Origin of the sequence: Streptomyces sp. R33 (genome assembly GCF_041200175.1) — a bacterium.
GTDB lineage: Bacteria > Actinomycetota > Actinomycetes > Streptomycetales > Streptomycetaceae > Streptomyces > Streptomyces katrae_B.
In genome coordinates this window covers 5,045,324-5,067,285 of sequence record NZ_CP165727.1, presented here as the reverse complement: position 1 = coordinate 5,067,285, position 21,962 = coordinate 5,045,324, and the positions used below count along the sequence as shown (strand labels likewise).

Here is a 21,962-nt window from a genome sequence, read left to right as displayed (position 1 = left end):
GGGATCAGCCCTCGGCGCGGCGGCGGCGGAGCATCGTGACGCCGAGGCCCGCGGCGCCCGCGGCGGCCAGCCCGGCGCCACCCGCGATCAGCGCCGCGCCCTCGGTCCAGCCCTCCTGCACGACCTCCTCGGCCGCCGCGTCAGGGTCGTCGGCGGCGAAGGCCCGGGTGGCCGGGAGTGCCAGTGCGGTGAAGGCACCGGCGACGACGGCTGCGGTACGGAAGGTGGAGCGCACGGGTGGTTCCCCTCGGGTCGCAGTCGCCTCTGGTCTCGGTCCGGGCCGGCCACGTTCGATGTGGTTCGCCCTGGCGACGACCCCGACGCTACGAGGGTGATGTTTTGGTCATCCGTCGGCAATGTAACAGTTGTCCGGATCCTCGCCCACAGACCCGTCAAGGACCAGAGTCCCTGGTCACAGACGCACGAAAGCCCTCCCGGCCGGAACCGGAAGGGCTGACGCCCATCGACTGGCGACGTGGGTGTGGGATCAGCTCAGGCCTCTGCTGCGTTCACCGATGCGGTCACCCTGCGGAGTGCCGGCCCGCTTGAGGGCCGCCTTCGTGTGCGCCCCGCCCTTGACCTTGCTCCGCACCAGACCGTCGAAGCCGTGGCCTGCCGGGCGCGGCGGCCGATCCGGATCCTGGGCCTGGAAGGCCTCTCGGAAATCCCGCTTCTGCTGCTCTTTGCTCATCCCGTCGTCAACTCCCTCGGGAAGCACCCAATCGGACTATTGGGATGGTATGCAGATATCCGGAGCAACGCACCCGGACCGTGCGTAAAAACTCCGGACCCGCCTCCGATCAGGGCCGCTGCGCCGCCCCCGCCACCCAGCGGGTCAGCTCCTCCGGGCACGGCGTCCCCCGCGGCAGCTGGTACTTCGCCGCCACCCGGTACACCCCCGGCCCCGGTGCCAGCAGCTCCGTCCACACATCGCCCGCGGTGTCCGGAGCGGCCTTGAACAGGCACCCGGCCGTGTTCGCGTACTCCTTCGGCAGCGTGCCCGAGCCCGAGCCGCCGCCCCCGCTGCGCGCCTTCGACGCGAACGTCTCCTGCGGCGGCGGCACCGGCTTGCCCGCGCCGTCCACCAGCCCCAGCCACGGCGAGTGCGGGATCCGTACGAGCACCCGCCCGGCCGCCTTCACGTCGACGACCAGCTGGTCCGCACCCGCCCGCACCACCGTGGCCTGCCCGGACACCAGGTCCGTCGGTGCGTCCACCTTGAAGAGCCGCCAGTTCGCGTCGCCCCACACCTGCTGGAGGTACGGGAGCCCCGCGCGCACCAGCTTCGCCTCGTCCTCCCCGCCCGAATCGGGTTTGTCGGCCGGCAGCACCACGTAGTGCACGGCCCAGCGGTCCAGCCACTCCCGGTAGCTCTCGGCCGTGAGGGTGTCGTCGTAGAAGAGCGGGTTCCGCTCGAGGTCCGCCTGCCGGTTCCAGCCGCGCGCCAGGTTCACGTACGCGGGGAAGGCCGAGGACTCGCGGTGGCTGCTGGCCGGGACCACCTCGACGCGGCCGCGGTCGGCGCCCGCCTTCTGCAGCTGGTCGACCAGCGGGGCCAGCTCGCGGTTCCACGCGGCCACCGGGGTCGTGCGGACGATGTCCGTGATGCTGTTGGCGGTGATCCAGATGTTGATCCCGGCGAAGGCGAGCAGCACCGCGTACCAGTGCCGGGTGCGCGGGACCGCGTACGGGACGGCCGCGAGCAGCACGGCCCCGCCGAACAGCATGACCAGCCGGGTGACGTTCGAGCCGACCTGCGAGTCGATCGCCCAGGTCAGCAGGACCCCGAAGGCGTAGACGGCGGAGGCGATCCGGACCGTCTTCCACCGCTTCGGTACGAGGAACAGGATCGCCAGCCCGAAGAAGAACGGCGGCGCGGCCGAGCCGAGCTTCATGGGCTGCGTCCCGGAGAACGGGAACAGCCAGGCCGACAGCCCGACCACCGCCGCCGGGGCCAGCCCCAGCGCGTACGCCCCGGGGCGCCGCCCGGACAGGAACAGCGCGGCCGCGATCACCCCGAGGAACAGTCCGGCGACGGGGCTGGAGGCGGTCGCGAGCGCGGCGAGCGGGGCCGCCACCGCGGCCTTGGCCCAGCGCCGCTCCGCCCATTTGCGGGGCCAGCAGAAGACGGCGGCGACGGCACCGAGCGCGAACATCGCGCCGAGGCCGAAGGTGACCCGGCCGGACAGGGCGTTGCAGAGCAGCCCGTACGCCCCGGCGAGGGCCGGCCACAGCGGCTCGCGGACGGTGCCGCGGCACCGGGTCAGGATCAGCGCGAGCAGCCCGGCCGAGACCGTGCCGGCGACCATCATCGTGGTCCGTACGCCGATCATGTACATCACGTACGGGGACACCACGCTGTACGAGACCGGGTGCATGCCGCCGTACCAGGCGAGGTTGTACGCCGAGTCCGGATGGCGGCCGACGAACTCGGCCCAGGCGTCCTGCGCGGCCAGGTCGCCGCCGCTGTTGGCGAAACTGAAGAACCAGACGACGTGCAGGACCGCGGCGAGCACGGTGGTGACCGCCACCGGGTGCCGGCGGGCCCAGCCGAGGACCCCGGGGGTCCCTGTCCCGCCGGGAGCGGGCGCGGGAGCGGCAGCGGCTGCAGGGACGGCGCCCGAAGCGGAGCCGGCGCCGGCCTCGGGCACACCGGATCCGCCGGCGGCGGGTGGTGCGCTCCGGCTCTGGCTCTGGCTGTGCTGTTCAGCAGTGGTCACTGCCGTACTCCCCGGACTTCCGGGACTTCCCGGCACATGGATCGAACATCTGCGGCCCTTCTCGGGTCCCGTTCCCGGGTCGCTAGACGCGCCACGGCGCCCCGGGGTTGCCCGGGGCGCCGAATCGCGCGGTCAGCTCACCGATGCCGGCGATCAGCCGACACGGGTCAGTTTGCTGCCGATGCCGGGCGCGGCGAGATCACTCTGCAGCGCCACCGGCACCTTCACCTGGCTGGCCCCTTCACCGACGGTCAGCACGCCGATCTCGGTGCCGGCCTTGGCGCTCTGCGGGAGCTTGCCGTCCCCGCCGGCCAGCTTGATGTCGACCGTGAGCGAAGGCCAGCCGACCGCCGCCACGTCGCCGGTCGCGACGACCGGGGTGCGGCCGCCGAGACCGTCGTCCACGTACCCGACGACGTCGCCCTTCTTCACGACGGGCGCGTCCACCAGCATCTTCTGCGTGGCGAGCATGACCTGCTTGCTGGCCGCGATGGCGGTGTCGAGGATCGGGCTGCCGTGCTGGCCGAGCACCGCGCCGACGATCAGCTGCCTGGTCTTGCCGACCTGCTTCTCGGCGGCGAAGAGCAGGTTGCCGCCGGCCTTGGTGGTGGAGCCCGTCTTGATCCCGAGGGCGCCGTTGTACGGGATGAGGGTGTTGTAGTTCCGCCACTTCTTGCCGGACGGGTCGATCCATTCCGGCAGCTTGGTGATGGCGATCAGCTCCGGCATCTCGACGACCTTGAGACCGAGCTTGACCTGGTCCTCGGCGGTGCTGACCGTCGTCGCGTCCAGACCCGAGGGGTCGGTGTACGTGGTGTTGGTCATGCCGAGTTCCTTGGCGGCGTCGTTCATCTTCTTGACGAACGCCTCCTGGTCGCCGCTGGCGTCCCAGCGCGCGAGCAGCCGCGCGACGTTGTTGGCGGACGGGATCATGATCGCGGCGAGGGCGTCGTACTCCGAGATCTTGTCGCCCGCCTTGAGCGTGTTGACGGTGGACTCGCCCTCGGAGTCCTTGTTGCCGTCGTCGACCGCGGTCTTGTCGACGTCGATCATCGGACCCTTTTCCCCCTTCTTGAGGGGGTGGTTCTTCAGGATCACGTACGCCGTCATCGTCTTGGCCACGCTGCCGATGGCGATCGGCTTCTGCTCGCCGAAGCTGCCGACGGTGCCGAGGCCGGCCGCGGCCATGTGGGCCTGACCCTCCTTCGGCCAGGGCAGGACCGGGTTGCCGCCGTCGAAGGTGTACGAGGACTTCGCGGTCATCGTGAGCTTCGGCTCGGGCAGCGGGCGCACGAGCTGGACGACGGCGAGGATGATCGCGAGGAGCGCGACGAGCGGGGCGTAGATCTTGAACCGCCGTACCGCCGTGCGCAGGGGGCTCGGCGGCGGGGGCGGGTTGTTGGTGAGGTCCGCGAGCATGTCGAGCGGCGGCTTGGGCGGCAGCGGCTGCTGCGTGGTCCGCTCGGTCCGCTCGGGGACGACGACCGGCTTGGGGGCGGCGGGCGCCGGGGCCGGGGCGGCCGGCGATGCCGACGCCGCGGGCTTGGACGCCGGGCCCTCGTCCTTGCGCAGCGGCACGAACGTGCTGGGCCGCTCCCCGCCGACCGCCTTCGGCGGCACGGGGCCGGAGGCGGCGGGCTTCTCCGGAGCCGAAGCCGACGCCGACGCCGACGCCGGTGCCGATGCCGACGCCGATGCCTGGGGCGACGCCTTCGCGTCCGGCTTCACGGCCCGGAAGACGGCGGTGCGCTCGCCGTCCGCAGGCCCGTCGGAAGTCTTGCCTGCGGCGGGGGCCTTCGGGGCACCCGAGGCGGCATCCAGCTTCGGAGCGCGGAAGACGGCGGTGCGCTCGCTGTCCGCCGCATCGGCGGGGGCCGCGCCCTTGGCGTCACCGGAAGCGGAACCCCCGGCAGGGCCCCGGTCACCGCCGGCCGGCTTCTCGGCGGCGGACGCCGAGGCATCCGTACCGCTCCCCGGCTTCACGGCACGGAAGACCGCGGTGCGCTCGCCGTCGGCCGCCGGCTTGCCCGCGGCCGCGGCGTCCGTACCGCCCTTGGCCGGAGCGGAACCGGACGGGGACGGGGAGCCCGGCTTCACGGCACGGAAGACCGCGGTGCGCTCGCTGTCGGCCGGCGCATCGGCGGCAGCCTGCTTGTCAGCGGCGGGCACCGAACCGGAATCCGTGCGAGCGCCGCCCGCAGGCTTGTCCCCGGCGGAAGCGGAAGCCGAACCTGCGTTCGGGACGCGGAACACCGCGGTGCGCTCACTGTCAGCCTTCGGCTCGCCCGCGGAAGCGGAAGCCGAGCCCGGCTTCTCGGCCGGCGCATCGGCAGCCGCGGGCTTCGCAGCCGCGGACGCGGGGGCATCCTTACGGCCCTTGGCGGAGGCGGGCTCCGAGCGCGGCCGCTCGGCGTCCGACGACTCGTCCGCAGAAGCGGAATCCGAGCCGGAAGCGGAATCAGAGTCAGAGTCGGAATCGGAGTTGGAATCGGAGTCGGAATCGGAGTCGGGGACATCCGCGTCCGGCTTCGGCGCGCGGAACACGGCGGTGCGCTCGCTGTCGGCCGGGGCCGAGTCGCCCTCGGCCTCGGCCGCGGCCTCGGAGTCCACCCGTCCGGAGGACCCGGCGCCCGGCTTCGGCTCCGCGGCGGAGCCGTCGGCCTCCGCCTCCGCGTCGGTCGTCGCCACCCACGCCGCCACCGCCTCGCGCAGCGGATCCCGACTCGTGCCCTCGCCGGAGCCGGAACCCGAGCCGGAGGCGGAAGCGGTCCCGGACTCGGGTTCCCGCGGCCGGAACACGGACAACCTCGGGTCACGCTCCGCGGAGGACATCGCCGCCCCCGACGCTCCTTCATCAACCGACTTGTCGGGGGACTCGCCCGCCACCAGTTCCTCCTCGATCGCCACCACGTCCGGCTGTCCGAATGTCTAACAGTGTCCCGTCTAGGGGGCATCGCCCCCGTGCTAGACGAGAACGACATAGTTGCGGGTTCCCCCACAAAGCGACCACGCGCTCTCGACAGATGAATGTGAGAGGCGTCACCCTGTCACTCATCCACGCGGGGAGGCATGGATGGGCAGGAGCCGCAGAACAATTCCGGAGGAGCTTCTGCTGCTCGCTTTGGACCCGACCACGGGTACCACGGCGCAGCCGCAGTCGCTCGACCTCGGCCTGGCCGGGGCACAGCTAGTAGAGCTGGCTCTGGCAGGACGGATAGCCCCTGACGGGGATCGTATCGCCGTGGTGATGCCACGGCCGACAGGAGATCCGACTCTGGACTCCGCACTGGAACTGCTGCGCAGGCGCGGCAGCCCGGTACGGGCCGTCCACTGGATCGGTGGACCCCGGTTGGGGCTCCGCCAGATTTACCTCGCTCATCTGGAGCGCTGCGGCATGGTGCATGCCGTCGCGGGACAGATGTGCGGAGTGCTGCCGACGACTCGCTACCAGGCGACCGACACGGCGATCAGCCGGGAGATCCGCGCCCGGCTCGACAGTGCGATCCGCACCGGCGTACCGCCGGACCCGCGGACCGCGGCGCTCGCCGCACTGGCCCACGCGGTCGGACTCGGCAAGCACCTGTACCCCGGCAACGAGGGGCGGTCGTCCAGGTCCCGGCTGCGGGATCTGATCCGGCACGACCCGATGGGCGGACTCGTGGCGCACGCCGTCATGGACGTCCAGAACGGTGTGGCTGCGCAGCCACGCCGTGACCGCGCACCGGCGGCACCGCCGCCCGCCCGGGCCACGGCGAACGGCGTTCCGCTGCAGGCACGCCGGACGGGCGCGATGGCCCGCGCGGCCGCGCACTGATCCACTGCTTCAGGGATTCACGGCTTCACGGCTTCACGGCTTCACGGCTTCACGGCACCACGGATCCACTGCTCCACCGAACCGCCATCGCCGCAACCGGCGTCCCCGATGACCCGGTTCGGGAGCCGCCAGCGCGCGGGATGGCGAGGCCGGTCCGCCGGCCCCGCCGTCCCGCGCGTCTGCGTTTCCGGGCCGTTCTCCGGCGCCGCCCCGCCCTTCGGTGGCAGTCTGCTCACCATCAGACACGCAGAGAGACAGAACCAGAAGAAGGCGGAGGTGCCGTTCAAGTGGCGTCCAATGTCAATCCCACCGTCCGACGCCGCCGACTGGGCATGGAGTTGCGCAAGCTCCGCGAAGACAAGGGCATGACGGCCGAGCAGGTCGCCGAGCGCCTGCTCGTCTCCCAGTCGAAGATCAGCAGGCTGGAGAACGGCCGCCGTTCCATCAGCCAGCGTGACGTCCGCGACCTGTGCGACGTGTACGAGGTCGAGGACCGCCGGCTCGTCGACTCCCTCATGCAGATGGCCAAGGACTCCCGCCAGCAGGGCTGGTGGCACGCCTTCGGCGACATCCCGTACAGCGTCTACATCGGCCTCGAGACGGATGCCGCGAGCCTGCGCACGTACGAGCCCCAGATGGTGCCCGGCCTGCTCCAGACCCCGGAGTACGCCCAGGCCCTCATCCGCGGCGCGCTGCCCGAGACGGCCCCGGTCGACGTGGAGAAGCGCGTCCAGGTGCGGATGCACCGGCAGAAACGGCTCTCCGAGACGGACAACAACAACCCGGAGGTCGGGCCGCTGCGGCTGTGGGCGGTCATCGACGAGGCCGCGCTGAGGCGGCACGTGGGCGACCCCCAGCTGATGATCAGGCAGCTCGAGTACTTGATAGAGCAGTCCGAGCAGCCGTACATCACCGTGCAGGTGATGCCGTTCTCGATGGGCGCCCACCCGGGCGTGAACGGCCAGTACGCCATCCTGGAATTCCCGGACGCGTCCGATTCGACGGTCGTCTACATCGAGGGCGTGACGAGCGATTTGTACCTGGAGAAGGCCAACGACGTCCAGAAGTACAGCGTGATGTACGAGCACCTGCGCGCGCAGGCGCTCAATGTGGAGCAGACGCGTCAGTTCATCGCCGAGATCATCGGCGAGTATGCGGGCAAGGGGAAGTAAAAGCGGAGGCAGCGGACACCGCGTCGGCGGCAGGTGGCGAGGGGGCCGGTACGGTACACCGTTGCTCCCCGGCCACAGAAGTCCTGAATGGAATATGCCACTCGGTCGGGTGAATGACCTCTTCGCCCGTCGGAAGGTGCCGGTAGCGTCGATCACGTCGGTCAGGAAACCGAAATGGCCGACACATCACTGGCACAACTCGCTGAACCGGAGAGAAACATGGCTATTCGTCAGGGCGCCACGGACAACTGGATCAAGTCCTCCTACTCCGGCGGAAACGGCGCTTGCGTCGAGGTCAAGTCCCCCGTCATGGAGGCCATCGCGGTGCGCGACTCGAAGGTGCAGGACGGTCCGTCCCTCACCTTCGCGCCGGGCTCCTGGACCTCGTTCGTGGCCGACGTCACCGAGGGCCGGCTGGGACGCCTCGCCTGAACGTCACGGCGTACGACCCCGCCGACCCTTCCGCTGCACCACGCGCAACAACCGCATTACAGGAACCACCTGCAACACCTGCACCGCCTGCACCATTGACTGGAGCCCTCTCGACTGGCCCGCCGTCCCGGCCGAGGGGGCTCGGCCATGTCCGGGGCCAGGCGACTAGCGCAGTTCGTTCACGTACCGGTCCGTCCCCGGCACCGTCGGGATGAACGGCGCCACCAGCTCCACCCGCCCCAGCCCGGCCTCGGCGACCTTGGCGTCCAGCCCCCGGAACCGGTCCCAGCAGGTGCGCGGATCGGCCTCCAGGAACCACAGCAGCGTCAACCGGGTGTCGACCCCCTCGACCTGCTTGACGTACGTCATCCGGTCGCCGGGCAGCGGGGTCGGCCGGAAGACCGTCACCATCGCGGCCGGCGAGCCGTGCAGCCACTTCGGCAGGGCGCGCGAGCGCAGCCACTCCAGCAGCTCCGCCCGCTGCTCGGGCCCGTCGGCGTCGACGACCTGGACGACGAGGCCGGCGTACGGGTGGTCGAGGGCGTGGAAGTCCCGGGGGCCGGCCGCCCCGTCGCGGTAGACGGTGGCCTCGTGGTCCTGGAAGGACGTGAAGACGTGGGTGCGGTCCTGGTAGACGCGGCCGTCCCGGCCCAGCCGCTTGTTGATGCCGACGGTCCATTTCATGTGCTCGTCGTAGCGGCCCTCGGTGACCCAGTACGTGGAGATGTAGCACCCGGCGGTGACGGGCTGGGCGACGGCCGACTTCTCCGGGTAGCGCAGTTCCCGGAGTTCGCGGGTGGCGACCCAGCGGCGGCCCGCGTACATCCAGGGCATGGCCATGGCGCCGGCGTAGTAGTGGTCGTCCTCGTACCAGCGGTTGTACGCGTACTCGTGGCCCGGGTGCGGTTCGACCATGGTGATCAGCGCATGGCCCGGGCGGACGCCGTACGGGCCCACGGCAGCCAGCTCGGCGTAGGTGTCGGGGTGGGTGTCGGGATGGGTGTCCTGGCTCTTCCGGTTCTCCGTCGTCATGGGGAACGGTCTAGCTGATGCTGCATCAGATGGGGAGGGGGTGCGCTGCGTTCCACTCCCTGACATGTAGCTGCCATATGCATCTTTTCGCGGTTAGGATGCGCCCCACTCGCCTCCCCGAAGGAGTTCCCGTGTCGTCTCCCTCTGCTCTTTCCGCGTCCCCGCCGCCCGCCTTCGCCGCCCGCGCCCGCGCCGTCGCCGGCTCCCCCATCCGCGAGATCCTCGCCCTCACCGCCCGCCCCGGGGTGATCTCCTTCGCGGGCGGCCTGCCCGCACCGGAGCTCTTCGACACCGAGGGCCTGCGGGCCGCGTACGACGCCGCGTTCGCGGCGTCGGCGAGCCGGGCGCTGCAGTACTCGACCACCGAGGGAGCGCCGGAGCTGCGGGAGGCGGTGGCCGCGCGGGCGGCGGCCCGGGGGCTGGAGACCGCCGCGGACGACGTACTGATCACCACCGGGTCCCAGCAGGCCCTCACGCTGATCACCTCGGCGCTCGTCGAGCCGGGCGACGCGGTCCTCGTCGAGAACCCGACCTACCTGGCGGCGCTCCAGTGCTTCGGGCTGGCGGGAGCGCGGGTGATACCCGTGCCCTGCGACGAGCAGGGCATCCTGCCCGATGCGCTGGAGGAGATCGTGGCGCGGGAGCGACCCAAGCTGCTGTATGCGGTGCCGACGTTCCAGAACCCCACCGGGCGCACGCTGCCGGGCACCCGGCGGGCGGCGGTGGCGGAGATCGCGGCGCGGCGCGGGCTGTGGCTGGTGGAGGACGATCCGTACGGGGAACTCCGGTTCGAGGGGGCCGAGATCCCGTGGCTCGCGGCGCACCCGGGGGCGGAGGACCGTACGGCGCTGCTCGGGAGCTTCTCGAAGATCATGGCTCCGGGGCTCCGGCTGGGCTGGCTCCGCGCTCCGGCCGCACTGCGGCGGGCGGCGGCGGTGACCAAGCAGGCGGCGGACCTGCACACGTCCACGGTGGACCAGCTGGCGGCGGCGCACTACCTGCGCGAGGCGGACCTCGACGCGCACGTCGCGACGGTGCGGGCCGCCTATCGGGACCGGCGCGATGCCCTGTTGGCGGGCCTGGGCGCGGCGCTGCCGGCGGGTTCGGCCTGGAACCGGCCGGAGGGCGGGATGTTCGTGTGGGCCCGGCTGCCAGAGGGGCGCGACGCGACGGCCCTGCTGAAGGAGGCGATATCGCGCGACGTGGCATTCGTTCCGGGAGCGCCCTTCTACACGGGCACGCCCGACCCTCGTACGTTGCGCCTGTCGTTCACGACGCACACGCCGGACGAGATCGGGGAGGGGCTGGGACGGCTGGCCCGGGCAATGGGGTAGGGCTGCGGGGCGGACCGAGCTGATCGACAGAGCTTTCCGGCCACCGCATTGACGGTGCGTCACCCCTGCGGCGAGCTGCGCGATCGCGGTGGATCGCCGAGGAATCGGAACCGGGTACGCGGGATGTGCGGATTTCGCAAGGAAGTTGGGGTGCCGACCTGGGAAATCGGGGCAGGCGGCGGAAGTTAACACAGCACCTGACGGGTCACGAGCGAACAGCCCCAAGCCGCTTACCGGTGACGAACGTCACAACTCGTGATTGATCGATCAAAATTCATGGGCTCAAATCAGCCATCCGCCAATGGCGGCATGACCGTGGCCTGCGAGGAAGCCCGCCGCCTCTACCCTTCCCGGAGTCGCAGCGGCGGGCCCCACTCCGACGCGTGTCGAGTGCGTCGCACCCCTTCTTGCTCAAGGCCGCCGATTCCGGACCTCACATGTGACGCAGCTCACAAGAAGTCACTCATTGGATCTTGACCGTCACAGGAAGTGGTGGACGGGATTCCAACCCGGAGATAAAGATTGACGCTCGGCTGTCGGCGCCCATCACACCCTTCCCGGACTGACGACGCACACCGGCGGCCTGGCAAGCAGCACGAGATCCACGGCTCCACTCCGAAGTGTCGAACCCCCGAGTGCGATGTGAGGTTGTCGTTCGATGTCCTCCCCCAAACCGGCGGACCAGCCCGCCGCCCGGCGCCCGAAGAACAGCGGGGCACCCGCCGGGAACGCCCGGAAATCCCCCACGCCCGCGCCGCAGGGCGGCCCGCAGCCCAAGGGCAGCCCGCAGTCCAACGGAGGCCCGCGTCCGGGCGGCGGTGACCGCCGCCGGCGCCGACGTCCCGCCGCGCCCGGAAAGCCGGCCCCCGGGGCGCCGGTCCCCGCCCCGCGCAGCCCCGGGACCGCGGGCGGCGCGGCGGCCCAAGCCGCCCCGGCCGCCACGCCCTCCACTGCGGACCAGGACGCTCCCTTCGTCCGTACCCGGCTCTTCGCCCGGTTGGCGGGGGCCGTCCTGACCGGCCTGCAGCTGCTGCCCGGCACCGACAGCCTCCACCCTGGGCTGCGCGTCTCGGCGATCGTCCTGCTCGTCCTGGACGTCCTCACCGAGACCGGCAGCAAGGCCTCCGCCGCCCGGCGGAGGCTGAAGGACTGGGCGGCCACCAACGACCTGGCGCACGTCACGCTCGCGCAGGTGCTGCGCCACCTCCCGTCCGCGCCCAAGCTGCGGATCACCGTCCGCGGCGTGAGCGTGGCCATGCTGGCGCTGCAGTGGAACGACCAGCTCGAGGACTGGCACACCGGATTCCTCGTCACCGCGGTCACCGTCCTGCTCCTGGACCTGTCCACCCAGGTGTTCGGCAACCTCGTGCGCCGCATCAGGTCCGGCATCGGCCCCGACTCCGACCCCGACGGCACCCCGGCCGCGGACGACGCCGGCGGCGACACCCCGAATCGATGACCCTGTACGCCAGGCACACCGGCCTCTCCTCGCCCGGCGGCGAGGAGAGGCTCCCGCGTGACCGCGACGACCACGACGGCCGGCACCGCGGCAGAGCCGGGGCCGCACCCGGCGAGCACGTCGAAGACCGGGGGCCGGCCTTGCTCTCACAGGCGTCCGCCGAGGAGTTCACGTCGTTCTGGGCGGCCGAGGCCTCGATGATGTGGCGGTACGCGGCCTCCCGGTTCTCCGCCCACGACGCGGACGACCTCGTGTCCGAGACCATGATCGTCATGGCGGCCAAGTGGGACGACCTCGCCGCTCGCGGTGTCCGCCCCCGGCCTTACGCCTACGGTGTCCTCAAGCTCAAAGCGCTCAAGTTCGTCCGCCACCGCGCCAGCGAACCGCTGCTGCCCGACCCTGCCGAGGAAGCCGTACCGGGCGTAGAGCACGCGGCCTCCGCCGAGCGCATAGCAGTGGCCAACATCGAGTTCCACAACATCATGGCCCTCCTGCGGTCCGCGCTCACCGACCGGGAGCGCCGCATCTTCGTCATGGCGCACCTGCACGACATGAGCACCCGCCAGATCGCCGAGGCCCTCGACACCGAGCCGCACAACGTCCGCAAGTCCCTCTACCGCAGCAACCACAAGCTCCGCGGCCGCCTCGAGGACCGCCGCTGCTGACCGGCGGTCCGCAAGGCGCAGCGGGTAGCCCTGCCCGCAGACCGCATGCCACCCCCCTTCCCTCGTACGCCCTCCCGCCGTAGCCTGACGCACCGTCAGACGCAGGACACCCTCGCCGGGAGGCCACGCACATGCTGCTGCAAGGGAAGACCGTCATCGTCTCCGGTGTCGGGGCCGGGCTCGGGCATCAGGTGGCTGCGGCTGTGGTCCGCGACGGGGGGAACGCCGTACTCGGGGCACGGACCGAGGCCAACCTCGCCAAGTCAGCCGCCGAGATCGACCCCGAGGGTGCCCACACGGCCTACCTGCCGACGGACATCACGGACGAGGGGCAGTGCGCGGCCCTCGCCGAGCTGGCGCAGACGCGGTTCGGCGGGATCGATGCCGTCGTGCACGTCGCCGCCTGGGACTCGTACTTCGGCGGGCTCGAGGACGCCGATTTCGGAACGTGGTCCCAGATCATCGACGTGAATCTGCTGGGGACGCTGCGGATGACCCGGGCCTGTCTGAGCGGGCTCAAAGCGGGGGGCGGGTCCGTCGTCATCGTGGGCACGCAGTCCGCCGTCGCTGCGCCCAACGAGGTGCAGCAGGCTGCGTACGCGGCCTCCAAGGGGGCGCTGACCTCTGCCATGTACTCCATGGCCCGCGAGCTCGGCCCGCACCGGATCAGGGTCAACACCGTGCTGCCCGGGTGGATGTGGGGCCCGCCCGTGCAGGCGTTCGTGACCTTCACCGCGCACACCGAGGGCGTCCCCGAAGCCGAGGTGCACGCCCGGCTGACCGAGCGGATGGCCCTGCCCGACCTCGCCACGGACGGGGACGTCGCCGACGCCGCCGTGTTCCTCGCCTCCGACCGGGCGCGGGCGATAACCGGCCAGTCCCTGCTGGTCAACGCCGGTGAGCTGATGCGATGAGCCACCTCGCGGCCGGGACGTCGGATCGTATGCTCACCGCATGACGACTCCGACCGAAAACGCGATGCGCCGCGCGCTCAAGCGAGCCCGCGACGGCGTCGCGCTCGACGCGACCGAGGCGGCCGTACTCCTCCAGGCGCGCGGCGCGGACCTGGAGGACCTCGCCGCCTCCGCCGCCCGGGTCCGTGACGCCGGCCTCGCGGCCGCCGGCCGGCCCGGCGTCATCACGTACTCGAAGAGCGTGTTCATCCCCCTGACCCGCCTGTGCCGCGACAAGTGCCACTACTGCACCTTCGCCACCGTCCCCGGCAAGCTCCGGCGGGCCGGGCACGGGATGTACATGTCGCCCGACGAGGTGCTCGACATCGCCCGCCGGGGTGCCGCCCTCGGCTGCAAGGAAGCGCTCATCACGCTGGGGGACAAGCCCGAGGAGCGGTGGCCCGAGGCGCGTGAGTGGCTCGAGGCGCAGGGGTACAGCGACACCGTCTCGTACGTGCGGGCCATTTCGATCCTGATCCTGGAGGAGACGGGGCTGCTGCCCCATCTGAATCCGGGTGTGATGTCGTGGGCCGATTTCCAGCGGCTCAAGCCCGTGGCCCCGTCCATGGGCATGATGCTGGAGACCACGGCCACGCGGCTGTGGTCCGAGCCGGGCGGCCCGCACTTCGGTTCCCCCGACAAGGAGCCGGCCGTACGGCTGCGGGTGCTGGAGGATGCCGGGCGGTCCTCCGTGCCCTTCACCTCCGGGCTGCTCATCGGGATCGGCGAGACGTACGAGGAGCGCGCGGAGTCGCTGTTCGCGCTGCGCCGGGTCGCCCGCTCGTACCACGGCGTGCAAGAGCTGATCATCCAGAACTTCCGCGCCAAGCCGGACACGGCGATGCGCGGCATGCCCGATGCCGAGCTGGACGACCTCGTCGCCACGGTCGCCGTCGCCCGGCACGTCATGGGCCCCTCGGGCTGCCTCCAGGCGCCGCCCAACCTGGTCGACGGGGAGTACGCGAGGCTGATCCGGGCCGGCATCGACGACTGGGGCGGCGTCTCGCCGCTGACCCCCGACCACGTGAACCCCGAGCGGCCCTGGCCGCAGATCGACGTGCTGGCCGAGCAGTCCGCGGCGGCCGGCTTCGAGCTGCGCGAGCGGCTCTGCGTCTACCCGGAGTTCGTGCAGCGCGGCGAGCCGTGGCTGGACCCGCGGCTGCTGCCGCACGTACGGGCGCTGGCCGATCCGGAGACGGGCCTGGCGAACCCCGACGCGACCGTCGAGGGGCACCCGTGGCAGGAGCCCGAGGAGGGGTTCGACTCGTACGGGCGCACCGATCTGCACGCCACCATCGACACGGAGGGGCGCACCGGCGACCGCCGCGAGGACTTCGACCACGTCTACGGGGACTGGGACGCGCTGCGCGAGGCGGCGGCCCCCGGCATGGTCCCGGAGCGCATCGACACCGACGTACGGGCGGCGCTCGCGCAGGCCGCCGACGATCCGACGAAGCTGACCGACGCACAGGCCCTGGCCCTGCTGCACGCGGACGGCCCGGCGCTGGACGCGCTGTGCCGGATCGCCGACGACCTGCGCAAGTCGGTGGTGGGCGACGACGTCACGTACATCGTCACGCGGAACATCAACTTCACGAACGTCTGCTACACCGGGTGCCGCTTCTGCGCCTTCGCGCAGCGCCGTACGGACGCCGACGCGTACACGCTGTCGCTGGACCAGGTCGCCGACCGGGCCGCCCAGGCCTGGGACGTGGGCGCGGTCGAGGTGTGCATGCAGGGCGGCATCCACCCGGACCTGCCCGGGACGGCGTACTTCGACATCGCGCGCGCCGTGAAGCAGCGGGTGCCGGGGATGCACGTGCACGCGTTCTCGCCGATGGAGGTCGTCAACGGCGCGACGCGGACGGGCATGTCCGTACGGGAGTGGCTGACGGCGGCCAAGGAGGCCGGACTGGACTCCATCCCGGGCACGGCGGCGGAGATCCTGGACGACGAGGTCCGCTGGGTGCTGACCAAGGGGAAGCTGCCGACGGCGGACTGGATCGACGTCATCACCACGGCGCACGAGCTCGGGATCCGGTCCTCGTCGACCATGATGTACGGGCACGTGGACCAGCCGCGGCACTGGCTGGGGCACTTCCGCACGCTGGCCCGCATCCAGCAGCAGACCGGCGGTTTCACGGAGTTCGTGACGCTGCCGTTCATCCACACCAACGCGCCCGTGTACCTGGCGGGCATCGCCCGGCCCGGCCCGACGGTCCGCGACAACCGTGCGGTGACGGCGATGGCCCGGATCCTGCTGCACCCGCACATCACCAACATCCAGACGAGCTGGGTGAAGCTCGGTGCGGAGGGCGCTGCCGAGATGCTGCGCTCGGGGGCCAACGACCTCGGCGGCACGCTGATGGAGGAGACCATCTCCCGGATGGCCGGATCGAGTTACGGGTCGTACAAGTCGGTACGGGACCTGATCGCCGTCGCGGAGGCCGCCGGGCGGCCCGCGAAGGCCCGCACGACGCTGTACGGGGAGGTGCCCCAGGAGCGGCAGCAGGCGGCGCGCGCCTCGGACGGGCACCTGCCGGAGCTGCTGCCCGTACTGGACTAGGCGCAGGCGTACGGGCGTACGGGCGTACGGGCGTACGGGCGTACGGGAACGACCGAACGGCCCGGCGGGGAGCGATCCCGGCCGGGCCTTCGTCGTCGCTGCCGGGGGGATCAGCCGACGAGGAGGTCCTTCTTGAGCTGCTTCAGCTCGCGTGTGTCGATGCCGAGCCCGTCCTTCAGGTAGCGGTCGAAGGTGCCGTACTTCGCCTTGACCTCGTCGTAGCCGGAGTTGAGGTACTCGGGGCGCACGTCGAGCATCGGCTTGTAGACGGCGGCCTGCGGGGCCGGCAGGTGCGAGAGGACCGCGTCGTTGGCGGCCTTGCGGTAGTCGTTGCTGGCCAGGTAGTCGGCCATGACGGTGTCGCTCGGCACGCCGAGGGCGGTCAGCAGCGTGGCGTTGGCCCAGCCGGTGCGGTCCTTTCCGGCGGTGCAGTGGAAGAGGACGGCGCGGTCGCGGTCGCGCTCCAGGCCCTCGAAGACCTGGCTGTACGCCTTCTTGCCGCCCTCGCCGCTGACCATCGCCTTCTCGGCGTCGACCATGGCCTTGACGGCCTCGTCGGGGGACTTCGGCAGGGACTGGAAGGAGCCGGAGCCGGCGAAGACGTCGGCGACGGTGTACCGGGCGCCGACCGGGACCTTGTCGGGGTCCGTGGTGCGCTCGGTCTCCATGCGGAGGTCGAAGACGGTCTTCACGCGCAGGCGCTGGAGCTTGGCCAGGTCGGCCGCGGTCAGCTTGTCGAGGGCGTCGGAGCGGTAGACCTCGCCCATCTTGACCCACTGGCCGGTGGTGGTGCGGTAGCCGCCCGCGTCGCGGAAGTTGACCGCCCCCTCCAGCTTGATCAGGCGGTCCGCGAGGCGCAGGCCCTCGCCGCGGTCGGGCTGGAAGTCGAACCACTGGCGGTCCGCGGCGGGCAGCCCCGACACCACGGCGGTGCCCTCGGCGCCTCCCTTGGCGACGACCTTGCCGTTCGCCTTGATCTCGACCCGCTTGGCGCCCTGGGCCTTCCACTTCAGGGTGAACGCACCGTCGGCGCCGGCGGTGACGGTGGCCTCGGTGAAGGGTATGGCGGTGCGGCCGTGGTGGTGGCCGGACCAGGGGAGTTCCCAGCCGTTGGCGGCCGAGGCGGCGGTGGCGGCGGGGGCCGCGACCAGGGAAGCGGTGAGCGCGGAGGCGACGACGGTCGCGGCGAGGAGTGCCTTCTTCATGCCCTCGAGGCTGTTGGCCACCGAAGAACTCTGCATGAACGAGACATGGCCGAAACCGACCGGCTCCAAGGCGAGTGGCAAAACGTGCCACTTATCGATCAAGGCGCGCTACCTGCACTTCTACTGGCCCTTTCGGACCGGATGTGAACGAGATGTCTGCAGGCGCCTGCACCCGATCCGGCCGTTCTGCGCGCGCATACGGGCCGCTGGACGACCTCCCTCCGAATTCGACCGGACGTGTCCATTACAGTGCGCGCCAGAACATGCCGGGGCGGGCAGGGGGATCGCGATGGACCACACGACGACCGAGAAGCCGGCCGAAGAGCACACGGCACCGGCTGCCGGGCCCGGCGCCGGAGCAGGGTCCGGCGGGACGCTCGGCGGGCGGTCCGCAGCCCCCGGGGGCCGGTCCCGGACCCTCGGCGGGCGGTCCGGTGCGGCCGTCGGGCTCTGGGGGCGCACCGAGCAGCAGGACTTCCGCAGCCGCGTCCGCGGCACCCTCCTCGGCTCCGCCCTCGGCGACGCCTTCGGCGCTCCCCTGGCCGACCTCTCCTTCGACGCCATACGCGAGGCCCACGGTCCGCAGGGCCTGACCGAGCCCGCCCCCGCGTACGGGCGCCGCGGCACGGTCACCGCCGCCACGCAGCTCACCCTGTTCACCGTCGACGGGCTGATCCGCGCCCACGTACGCCGGGACACCGGCGCCTGGCACCCGCCCACCGACATCCACCGCGCGTACCGGCGCTGGGCCGCCACCCAGCACGACTGGGGCCCCGACGAGCGCCGCAAGGACAACGGCTGGCTCGCCGGGCAGGAGTGGCTGTACGCCCGCCGCGGCCCCGAGCGCGCCTGTATGACCGGCTTCGCCGACGACGTCCTCGGCACCCTCGGCCGGCCGAAGAACCCCACCGCCCGCGATGCGGCCGCCGCCACCCGCTCGGCCCCCTTCGGCCTGCTGGTCGGCTGGGATCCGGCCCTGGTCCTCCAGCTCGCCACCGAATGCGCCGCGCAGAGCCACGGCCACCCCGCCGCGTACCTCACCGCCGGAGCCTTCGCCGTCATCGTCCACGGCCTCACCCGCGGCGAATCCCTCGACGGGGCCGTCCAGCGCGCCCTCGGCCTGCTCGGCGCCCGCCCGGGCCACCAGAACGTCACCGACGCCCTCCAGCGCGCCGTCGCGGCAGTCCCGCAGGGCCCGCCGTCCGCGCAGGCCGTCGCAGCCGTCGCCGCGGGCGAGGACGGCGATGCCGGCGGCGCCGAGGACGCCCTCGCCGTCGCCGTCTACTGCGCGCTGGTCGCCGAGGACGTCCCGTACGGCCTGCGCCTCGCCGTCAACCACGGCGGTGATTCCACCGCCGCCGGCGCCCTCTGCGGCGCACTGCTCGGCGCCCTCCACGGCGAAATCGCCCTCCCCGGCGCGTGGCTCGCGGACCTCGAAGGCCGCGCCACCCTGCTGGAAATCGCCGACGACTTCGCCCTCGAGATGACCCAGGGCCCCACCCTGCACGGCCCGGCGGTCCCCGCCTCCGGCTGGCCGACCCGCTACCCCGTCGGCTGACGCCCCCTCAACAATCCGACCCGCAGGCCGTAGCGTGACCTTCGCCGGTCCCGGGCGCCACGGACCACCCGTACGCCAGGGGGGAACCCGTACACCCGGACAGCCCGAAGAGCCACGGAGGTGCCCTCAGCCATGCGGATCGCCACGACCATCTTCCTGACCGACCACACCGTCTCCCCCGTCCGTCTCGCCCGCTCCCTCGAGGAGCGCGGGTTCGCCGGGCTCTACCTCCCCGAGCACACGCACATCCCGGTCAGCCGCGAAACGTCCGCGCCCATGGGCGGCGAGCTCCCGGAGATGTACGGGCGCACCCTCGACCCCTTCGTCGCCCTGGCCCAGGCCGCCGCCGTCACCGAGCGCCTCACCCTCGGCACCGGCATCACCCTGGTCGCCCAGCACGACCCGATCGACCTCGCGAAGCAGATCGCCACCCTGGACCACCTCTCCGGCGGCCGCTTCACCCTCGGGATCGGCTACGGCTGGAACGTCGAGGAGGCCGCCGACCACGGCGTCGATTGGCGCACCCGCCGCGAACTGGTCCGGGACCGGATGGCCCTGATGCGCGCCCTGTGGGCCCCGGAACCCACCGCGTACGTCGGCGAGTTCTCCTCCGTCCAGGCCAGCACCGCCCACCCCAAGCCGGTCCAGCCCCCGCGCGAGCTCGGCCCCGGCCACCCCCTGCACGGCCCCCGCACCCTGATCGGCGGCGCGGCCGGCCCGAAGCTCTTCTCGGCCATCGCCGACCACGCCGACGGCTGGCTCCCGATCGGCGGCGGCGGACTCTCCGAGTCCCTGCCGGTGCTGCGCCAGGTCTGGGAAACCGCGGGCCGCGATCCGAAGAGCCTCCAGGTGGTCCCGTACGCGGTCCAGCCGAACCCGGGCAAGCTCGCCCACTACGCGGACCTGGGCATCGAGGAGGTCGTCCTCCAGCTCCCGTCGGCGAAGGAAGCCGAGATCCTCCGGGTCCTGGACGACTTCGCGCAGTACCTCTAATTCGTTCGACGCGGGCAGACGGCCGGCCCGACGATGGCCCCCGAAAGGGGGCTGATCCACTTGCCGGGCCAGCAAAAGCGCAAACGAAGCCGGGAACGCGCCCACCGCCGGGCAGCGGCCGTACCCGGCCACTGGGAACCGCTGTTCTCCACGCAGGTGCACGCGGAGCTGAAGGAGTACGTCCGCCGCCTCCACGCCGAACGCACGGTCGAGCCCGAGTGCCTGCGCATCGACCAGTTCTGCGGCCGCAACACCCACCCGTCCACCTACCAGGTGAGCATCTTCGTCCGGGACGAATCCGCATGAGCATCCGGTGGGAGAGCCTCCCGGCCGGCATCCGCGAACAGGCCGACGGGTACGTCCTCCAGGACCGCCTGCTGTTCGCGGTCCGGACGGTCTGGGAGGCCGGCCGCGCCCAGGGCCTCGACCTGAACGCGGCCCAGGACCTGATCGCGGCCCGCTACGAGCACTTCGGAGACCGGGTGGCCCGCACCCCCGACTGCCCTGTCGACCTCGACTCCCTCGCCGCCCGCGCCGCCGGGTTCCCCGGCCGCCTCGTGGCGGTCGAGGCCGTCTGGGACGGTGACACCGTCCACGACTGGTTCGTGAACCTGCTGGCCATCACCGAGGACCCGGCCGGAGAGCACCACCTGGCCACCATCCACTGGGGCGCGGCCGTCCGCGCCCTCGGCGACACCGACCGGGGCCCCCTCGGCCCGCACGCCGCCCTCGCCACCCGGGCGGGCTCGGCCCTCGCAACCCATCGCGGCGTCCCGTTCCACTTCGCCAGCCCGACCGAGCCGGACGACGAGGCACCGCGCTGGCGGCCCTGACGCGACGGTGCAGCGCCCTCAGTCCGCGATGCGCCGCACGGGCTGCCCCGTGATGCGGGCGATGGTCTCGAAGTCCGCGTCCTGATGGAGGACGGTCAGCTTGTGATGCTGCGCGGTGACGGCGACGAGCAGGTCCACCGGGCTCGCGCTCTGGTGGCAGCCTTCGTCGGCCATCCTCTGCTGGAGTGCCGAGGCGTCCTCCCAAGCGGAATCACGGGTTACGAAGTACGGAAAGGTCTCCCGCAGCAGACCGTCGGCCTCGTAGTAGGTCGGGCGGCCCCCGACGGCACGCAGGAACTCCTGGCGAACCGGCGCACACAACCCCACCACGCCTGAGGTGACCACCTCGTCCCACGCGGGAGCGGCCTGCCGACGGTAGAAACGGACGAGTGCGCTCGTGTCGATCAGGAAGTTCTCGCTCACGCAGCCGATTGCCTTCCCGGCTCCCGCATGCCCCCGGCATCGCCACCCTCGATGGCGGAGAAGTCGATCTCGCCGTCGGCGACCATCTGCCGCATACGCTCAACCGCAGCAGCTCTGCGGCGGCGATCGGCGATCTCCCGCAGGGCGGCGTTCACGGTGTCTCGCTTGGTCGTGGTGCCGAGGTGCCGGGCCGCTTCCGCCAAGGCCTCGTCATCCAGATCGATCACCGTTCGGGACATCGCGGCCTCCAGACCGGGGCGTATATACGATTCTCAAAGAAGATATCACCGTCGGCCGAGCTCGGCCCAGACCGTCTTGCCGATCAGCCGGTCCGTGACCCCCCAGTCGACGGCGACGGCATCGACGATCCGCAGGCCGTAGCCGCCCTCGGCCTGATACGCGTGCGGCAGCAGGACGGGCCGCCGCTCCCGCCGGGCATCGGACACCTCGATCCGGAGCACGCCCTCGAGGAGCGTCAGCCTGAGCTCGAAGTCCCGCCCGGCGGTGCGCCCGTGGGTCACGGCATTGGCGGTGAACTCGGCGAGGATCCGCTCCGCGTCCTCGGACAGCGGAGTGCGGTGCGGGATCCCCCAGTCGTGCAGTTCGACCATGGCGAGACACCGCGCGAGGCGGGCCCCGCGCCGGGTGCTGCTGAAACGCTGCGTGAACACGCGTACGAGGGTCTGGGTGGGCCCAGAGGGTGCGGTCATGGAAGCAACGTGCCGGGTGGACAAGGCAGTTCCCAGAAACCCGACCGCTACTTTTCATCTGTACGAGTTCACGCTCTGGACAGTGGCGGTCAC

General features: G+C 71.7%; 21 protein-coding genes. 12 read left to right on the top strand and 9 right to left on the bottom strand.

Annotation, left to right across the window (positions count from 1 at the left end; all coding sequences use genetic code 11):
* Window positions 1–4: 4 nt before the first annotated feature.
* From AB5J51_RS23295 to AB5J51_RS23280, 4 genes are all read right to left on the bottom strand, one after another.
* Window positions 5–235 carry a hypothetical protein gene (locus AB5J51_RS23295; RefSeq protein WP_369778561.1) on the bottom strand — a complete coding sequence of 77 codons (231 nt, stop codon included), beginning with the start codon at window positions 233–235 and terminating at the stop codon, window positions 5–7.
* Between the two features lie 252 nt (window positions 236–487).
* The gene (locus AB5J51_RS23290; protein WP_234382129.1) at window positions 488–691 is read right to left on the bottom strand and encodes a hypothetical protein; all 204 of its coding nucleotides are present in this window, start codon (window positions 689–691) and stop codon (window positions 488–490) included.
* A 109-nt stretch (window positions 692–800) separates the two neighbouring features.
* Complete coding sequence (locus AB5J51_RS23285) at window positions 801–2,720, bottom strand: MFS transporter (protein ID WP_369778560.1); 1,920 nt, start codon at window positions 2,718–2,720, stop codon at window positions 801–803.
* Window positions 2,721–2,873: 153 nt separating this feature from the next.
* Window positions 2,874–5,627, bottom strand: coding sequence for a D-alanyl-D-alanine carboxypeptidase family protein (locus tag AB5J51_RS23280; RefSeq protein WP_369778559.1), 2,754 nt, complete (start codon window positions 5,625–5,627; stop codon window positions 2,874–2,876).
* A gap of 166 nt (window positions 5,628–5,793) precedes the next feature.
* Here AB5J51_RS23280 and AB5J51_RS23275 point away from each other — a divergent pair, with 166 nt between their 5' ends.
* The 3 genes from AB5J51_RS23275 to AB5J51_RS23265 all read left to right on the top strand — a co-directional run bounded on the left by AB5J51_RS23275 (window position 5,794) and on the right by AB5J51_RS23265 (window position 8,138).
* On the top strand, window positions 5,794–6,534 hold the full coding sequence (locus AB5J51_RS23275) for a GPP34 family phosphoprotein (protein WP_030302629.1): 741 nt from the start codon (window positions 5,794–5,796) through the stop codon (window positions 6,532–6,534).
* A gap of 287 nt (window positions 6,535–6,821) precedes the next feature.
* Window positions 6,822–7,706, top strand: a complete 885-nt coding sequence (locus AB5J51_RS23270) for a helix-turn-helix transcriptional regulator (protein WP_053786959.1) — start codon at window positions 6,822–6,824, stop codon at window positions 7,704–7,706.
* Between the two features lie 219 nt (window positions 7,707–7,925).
* Entirely contained in the window at window positions 7,926–8,138 is a 213-nt protein-coding gene (locus AB5J51_RS23265) for a DUF397 domain-containing protein (protein ID WP_369778558.1), read from the top strand.
* Between the two features lie 165 nt (window positions 8,139–8,303).
* Here the strand turns inward: AB5J51_RS23265 and AB5J51_RS23260 are convergent, their stop codons facing one another.
* The gene (locus tag AB5J51_RS23260) at window positions 8,304–9,170 is read right to left on the bottom strand and encodes a hypothetical protein (RefSeq protein WP_369778557.1); all 867 of its coding nucleotides are present in this window, start codon (window positions 9,168–9,170) and stop codon (window positions 8,304–8,306) included.
* 131 nt (window positions 9,171–9,301) lie between these two features.
* Between AB5J51_RS23260 and AB5J51_RS23255 the strand changes: the two genes are divergently transcribed.
* The 5 genes from AB5J51_RS23255 to AB5J51_RS23235 all read left to right on the top strand — a co-directional run bounded on the left by AB5J51_RS23255 (window position 9,302) and on the right by AB5J51_RS23235 (window position 16,147).
* Entirely contained in the window at window positions 9,302–10,504 is a 1,203-nt protein-coding gene (locus AB5J51_RS23255; protein WP_369778556.1) for a PLP-dependent aminotransferase family protein, read from the top strand.
* A gap of 658 nt (window positions 10,505–11,162) precedes the next feature.
* Window positions 11,163–11,963 (top strand): hypothetical protein, encoded by an 801-nt coding sequence (locus tag AB5J51_RS23250; RefSeq protein ID WP_369778555.1) that lies wholly within the window; start codon window positions 11,163–11,165, stop codon window positions 11,961–11,963.
* Entirely contained in the window at window positions 11,960–12,628 is a 669-nt protein-coding gene (locus AB5J51_RS23245; protein WP_369778554.1) for an RNA polymerase sigma factor, read from the top strand. The genes AB5J51_RS23250 and AB5J51_RS23245 overlap by 4 nt, the downstream gene beginning before the upstream one ends.
* Window positions 12,629–12,759: 131 nt before the next feature.
* Complete coding sequence (locus AB5J51_RS23240) at window positions 12,760–13,542, top strand: SDR family oxidoreductase (RefSeq protein ID WP_136225619.1); 783 nt, start codon at window positions 12,760–12,762, stop codon at window positions 13,540–13,542.
* A 40-nt stretch (window positions 13,543–13,582) separates the two neighbouring features.
* Entirely contained in the window at window positions 13,583–16,147 is a 2,565-nt protein-coding gene (locus AB5J51_RS23235; RefSeq protein WP_136225620.1) for a bifunctional FO biosynthesis protein CofGH, read from the top strand.
* Between the two features lie 110 nt (window positions 16,148–16,257).
* Here AB5J51_RS23235 and AB5J51_RS23230 read toward each other — a convergent pair whose 3' ends face one another.
* Complete coding sequence (locus AB5J51_RS23230) at window positions 16,258–17,373, bottom strand: tyrosine-protein phosphatase (protein ID WP_369778553.1); 1,116 nt, start codon at window positions 17,371–17,373, stop codon at window positions 16,258–16,260.
* 268 nt (window positions 17,374–17,641) lie between these two features.
* Between AB5J51_RS23230 and AB5J51_RS23225 the strand changes: the two genes are divergently transcribed.
* The 4 genes from AB5J51_RS23225 (at window position 17,642) to AB5J51_RS23210 (ending at window position 20,736) form a co-directional block, all read left to right on the top strand.
* Window positions 17,642–18,910: an ADP-ribosylglycohydrolase family protein gene (locus AB5J51_RS23225; RefSeq protein WP_369778552.1), complete on the top strand. Its 1,269-nt coding sequence runs from the start codon at window positions 17,642–17,644 to the stop codon at window positions 18,908–18,910.
* A gap of 132 nt (window positions 18,911–19,042) precedes the next feature.
* Window positions 19,043–19,903 (top strand): LLM class F420-dependent oxidoreductase, encoded by an 861-nt coding sequence (locus tag AB5J51_RS23220; RefSeq protein WP_053786951.1) that lies wholly within the window; start codon window positions 19,043–19,045, stop codon window positions 19,901–19,903.
* A 60-nt stretch (window positions 19,904–19,963) separates the two neighbouring features.
* The gene (locus AB5J51_RS23215; protein WP_133897744.1) at window positions 19,964–20,209 is read left to right on the top strand and encodes a hypothetical protein; all 246 of its coding nucleotides are present in this window, start codon (window positions 19,964–19,966) and stop codon (window positions 20,207–20,209) included.
* Window positions 20,206–20,736 (top strand): hypothetical protein, encoded by a 531-nt coding sequence (locus tag AB5J51_RS23210; RefSeq protein WP_369778551.1) that lies wholly within the window; start codon window positions 20,206–20,208, stop codon window positions 20,734–20,736. Before AB5J51_RS23215 ends, AB5J51_RS23210 begins: the two co-directional genes overlap by 4 nt.
* Window positions 20,737–20,754: 18 nt before the next feature.
* Here the strand turns inward: AB5J51_RS23210 and AB5J51_RS23205 are convergent, their stop codons facing one another.
* Genes AB5J51_RS23205 through AB5J51_RS23195 form a run of 3 tightly spaced genes read right to left on the bottom strand, consistent with a single transcriptional unit; the run spans window position 20,755 to window position 21,869 of the window.
* A complete protein-coding gene (locus AB5J51_RS23205) occupies window positions 20,755–21,159 on the bottom strand; it encodes a PIN domain nuclease (RefSeq protein WP_369778550.1) in 405 nt (134 codons plus the stop codon).
* On the bottom strand, window positions 21,156–21,398 hold the full coding sequence (locus AB5J51_RS23200) for a type II toxin-antitoxin system VapB family antitoxin (RefSeq protein WP_133897741.1): 243 nt from the start codon (window positions 21,396–21,398) through the stop codon (window positions 21,156–21,158). The genes AB5J51_RS23205 and AB5J51_RS23200 overlap by 4 nt, the downstream gene beginning before the upstream one ends.
* 45 nt (window positions 21,399–21,443) lie before the next feature.
* Entirely contained in the window at window positions 21,444–21,869 is a 426-nt protein-coding gene (locus AB5J51_RS23195; protein ID WP_136225625.1) for an ATP-binding protein, read from the bottom strand.
* Window positions 21,870–21,962: the final 93 nt, after the last annotated feature.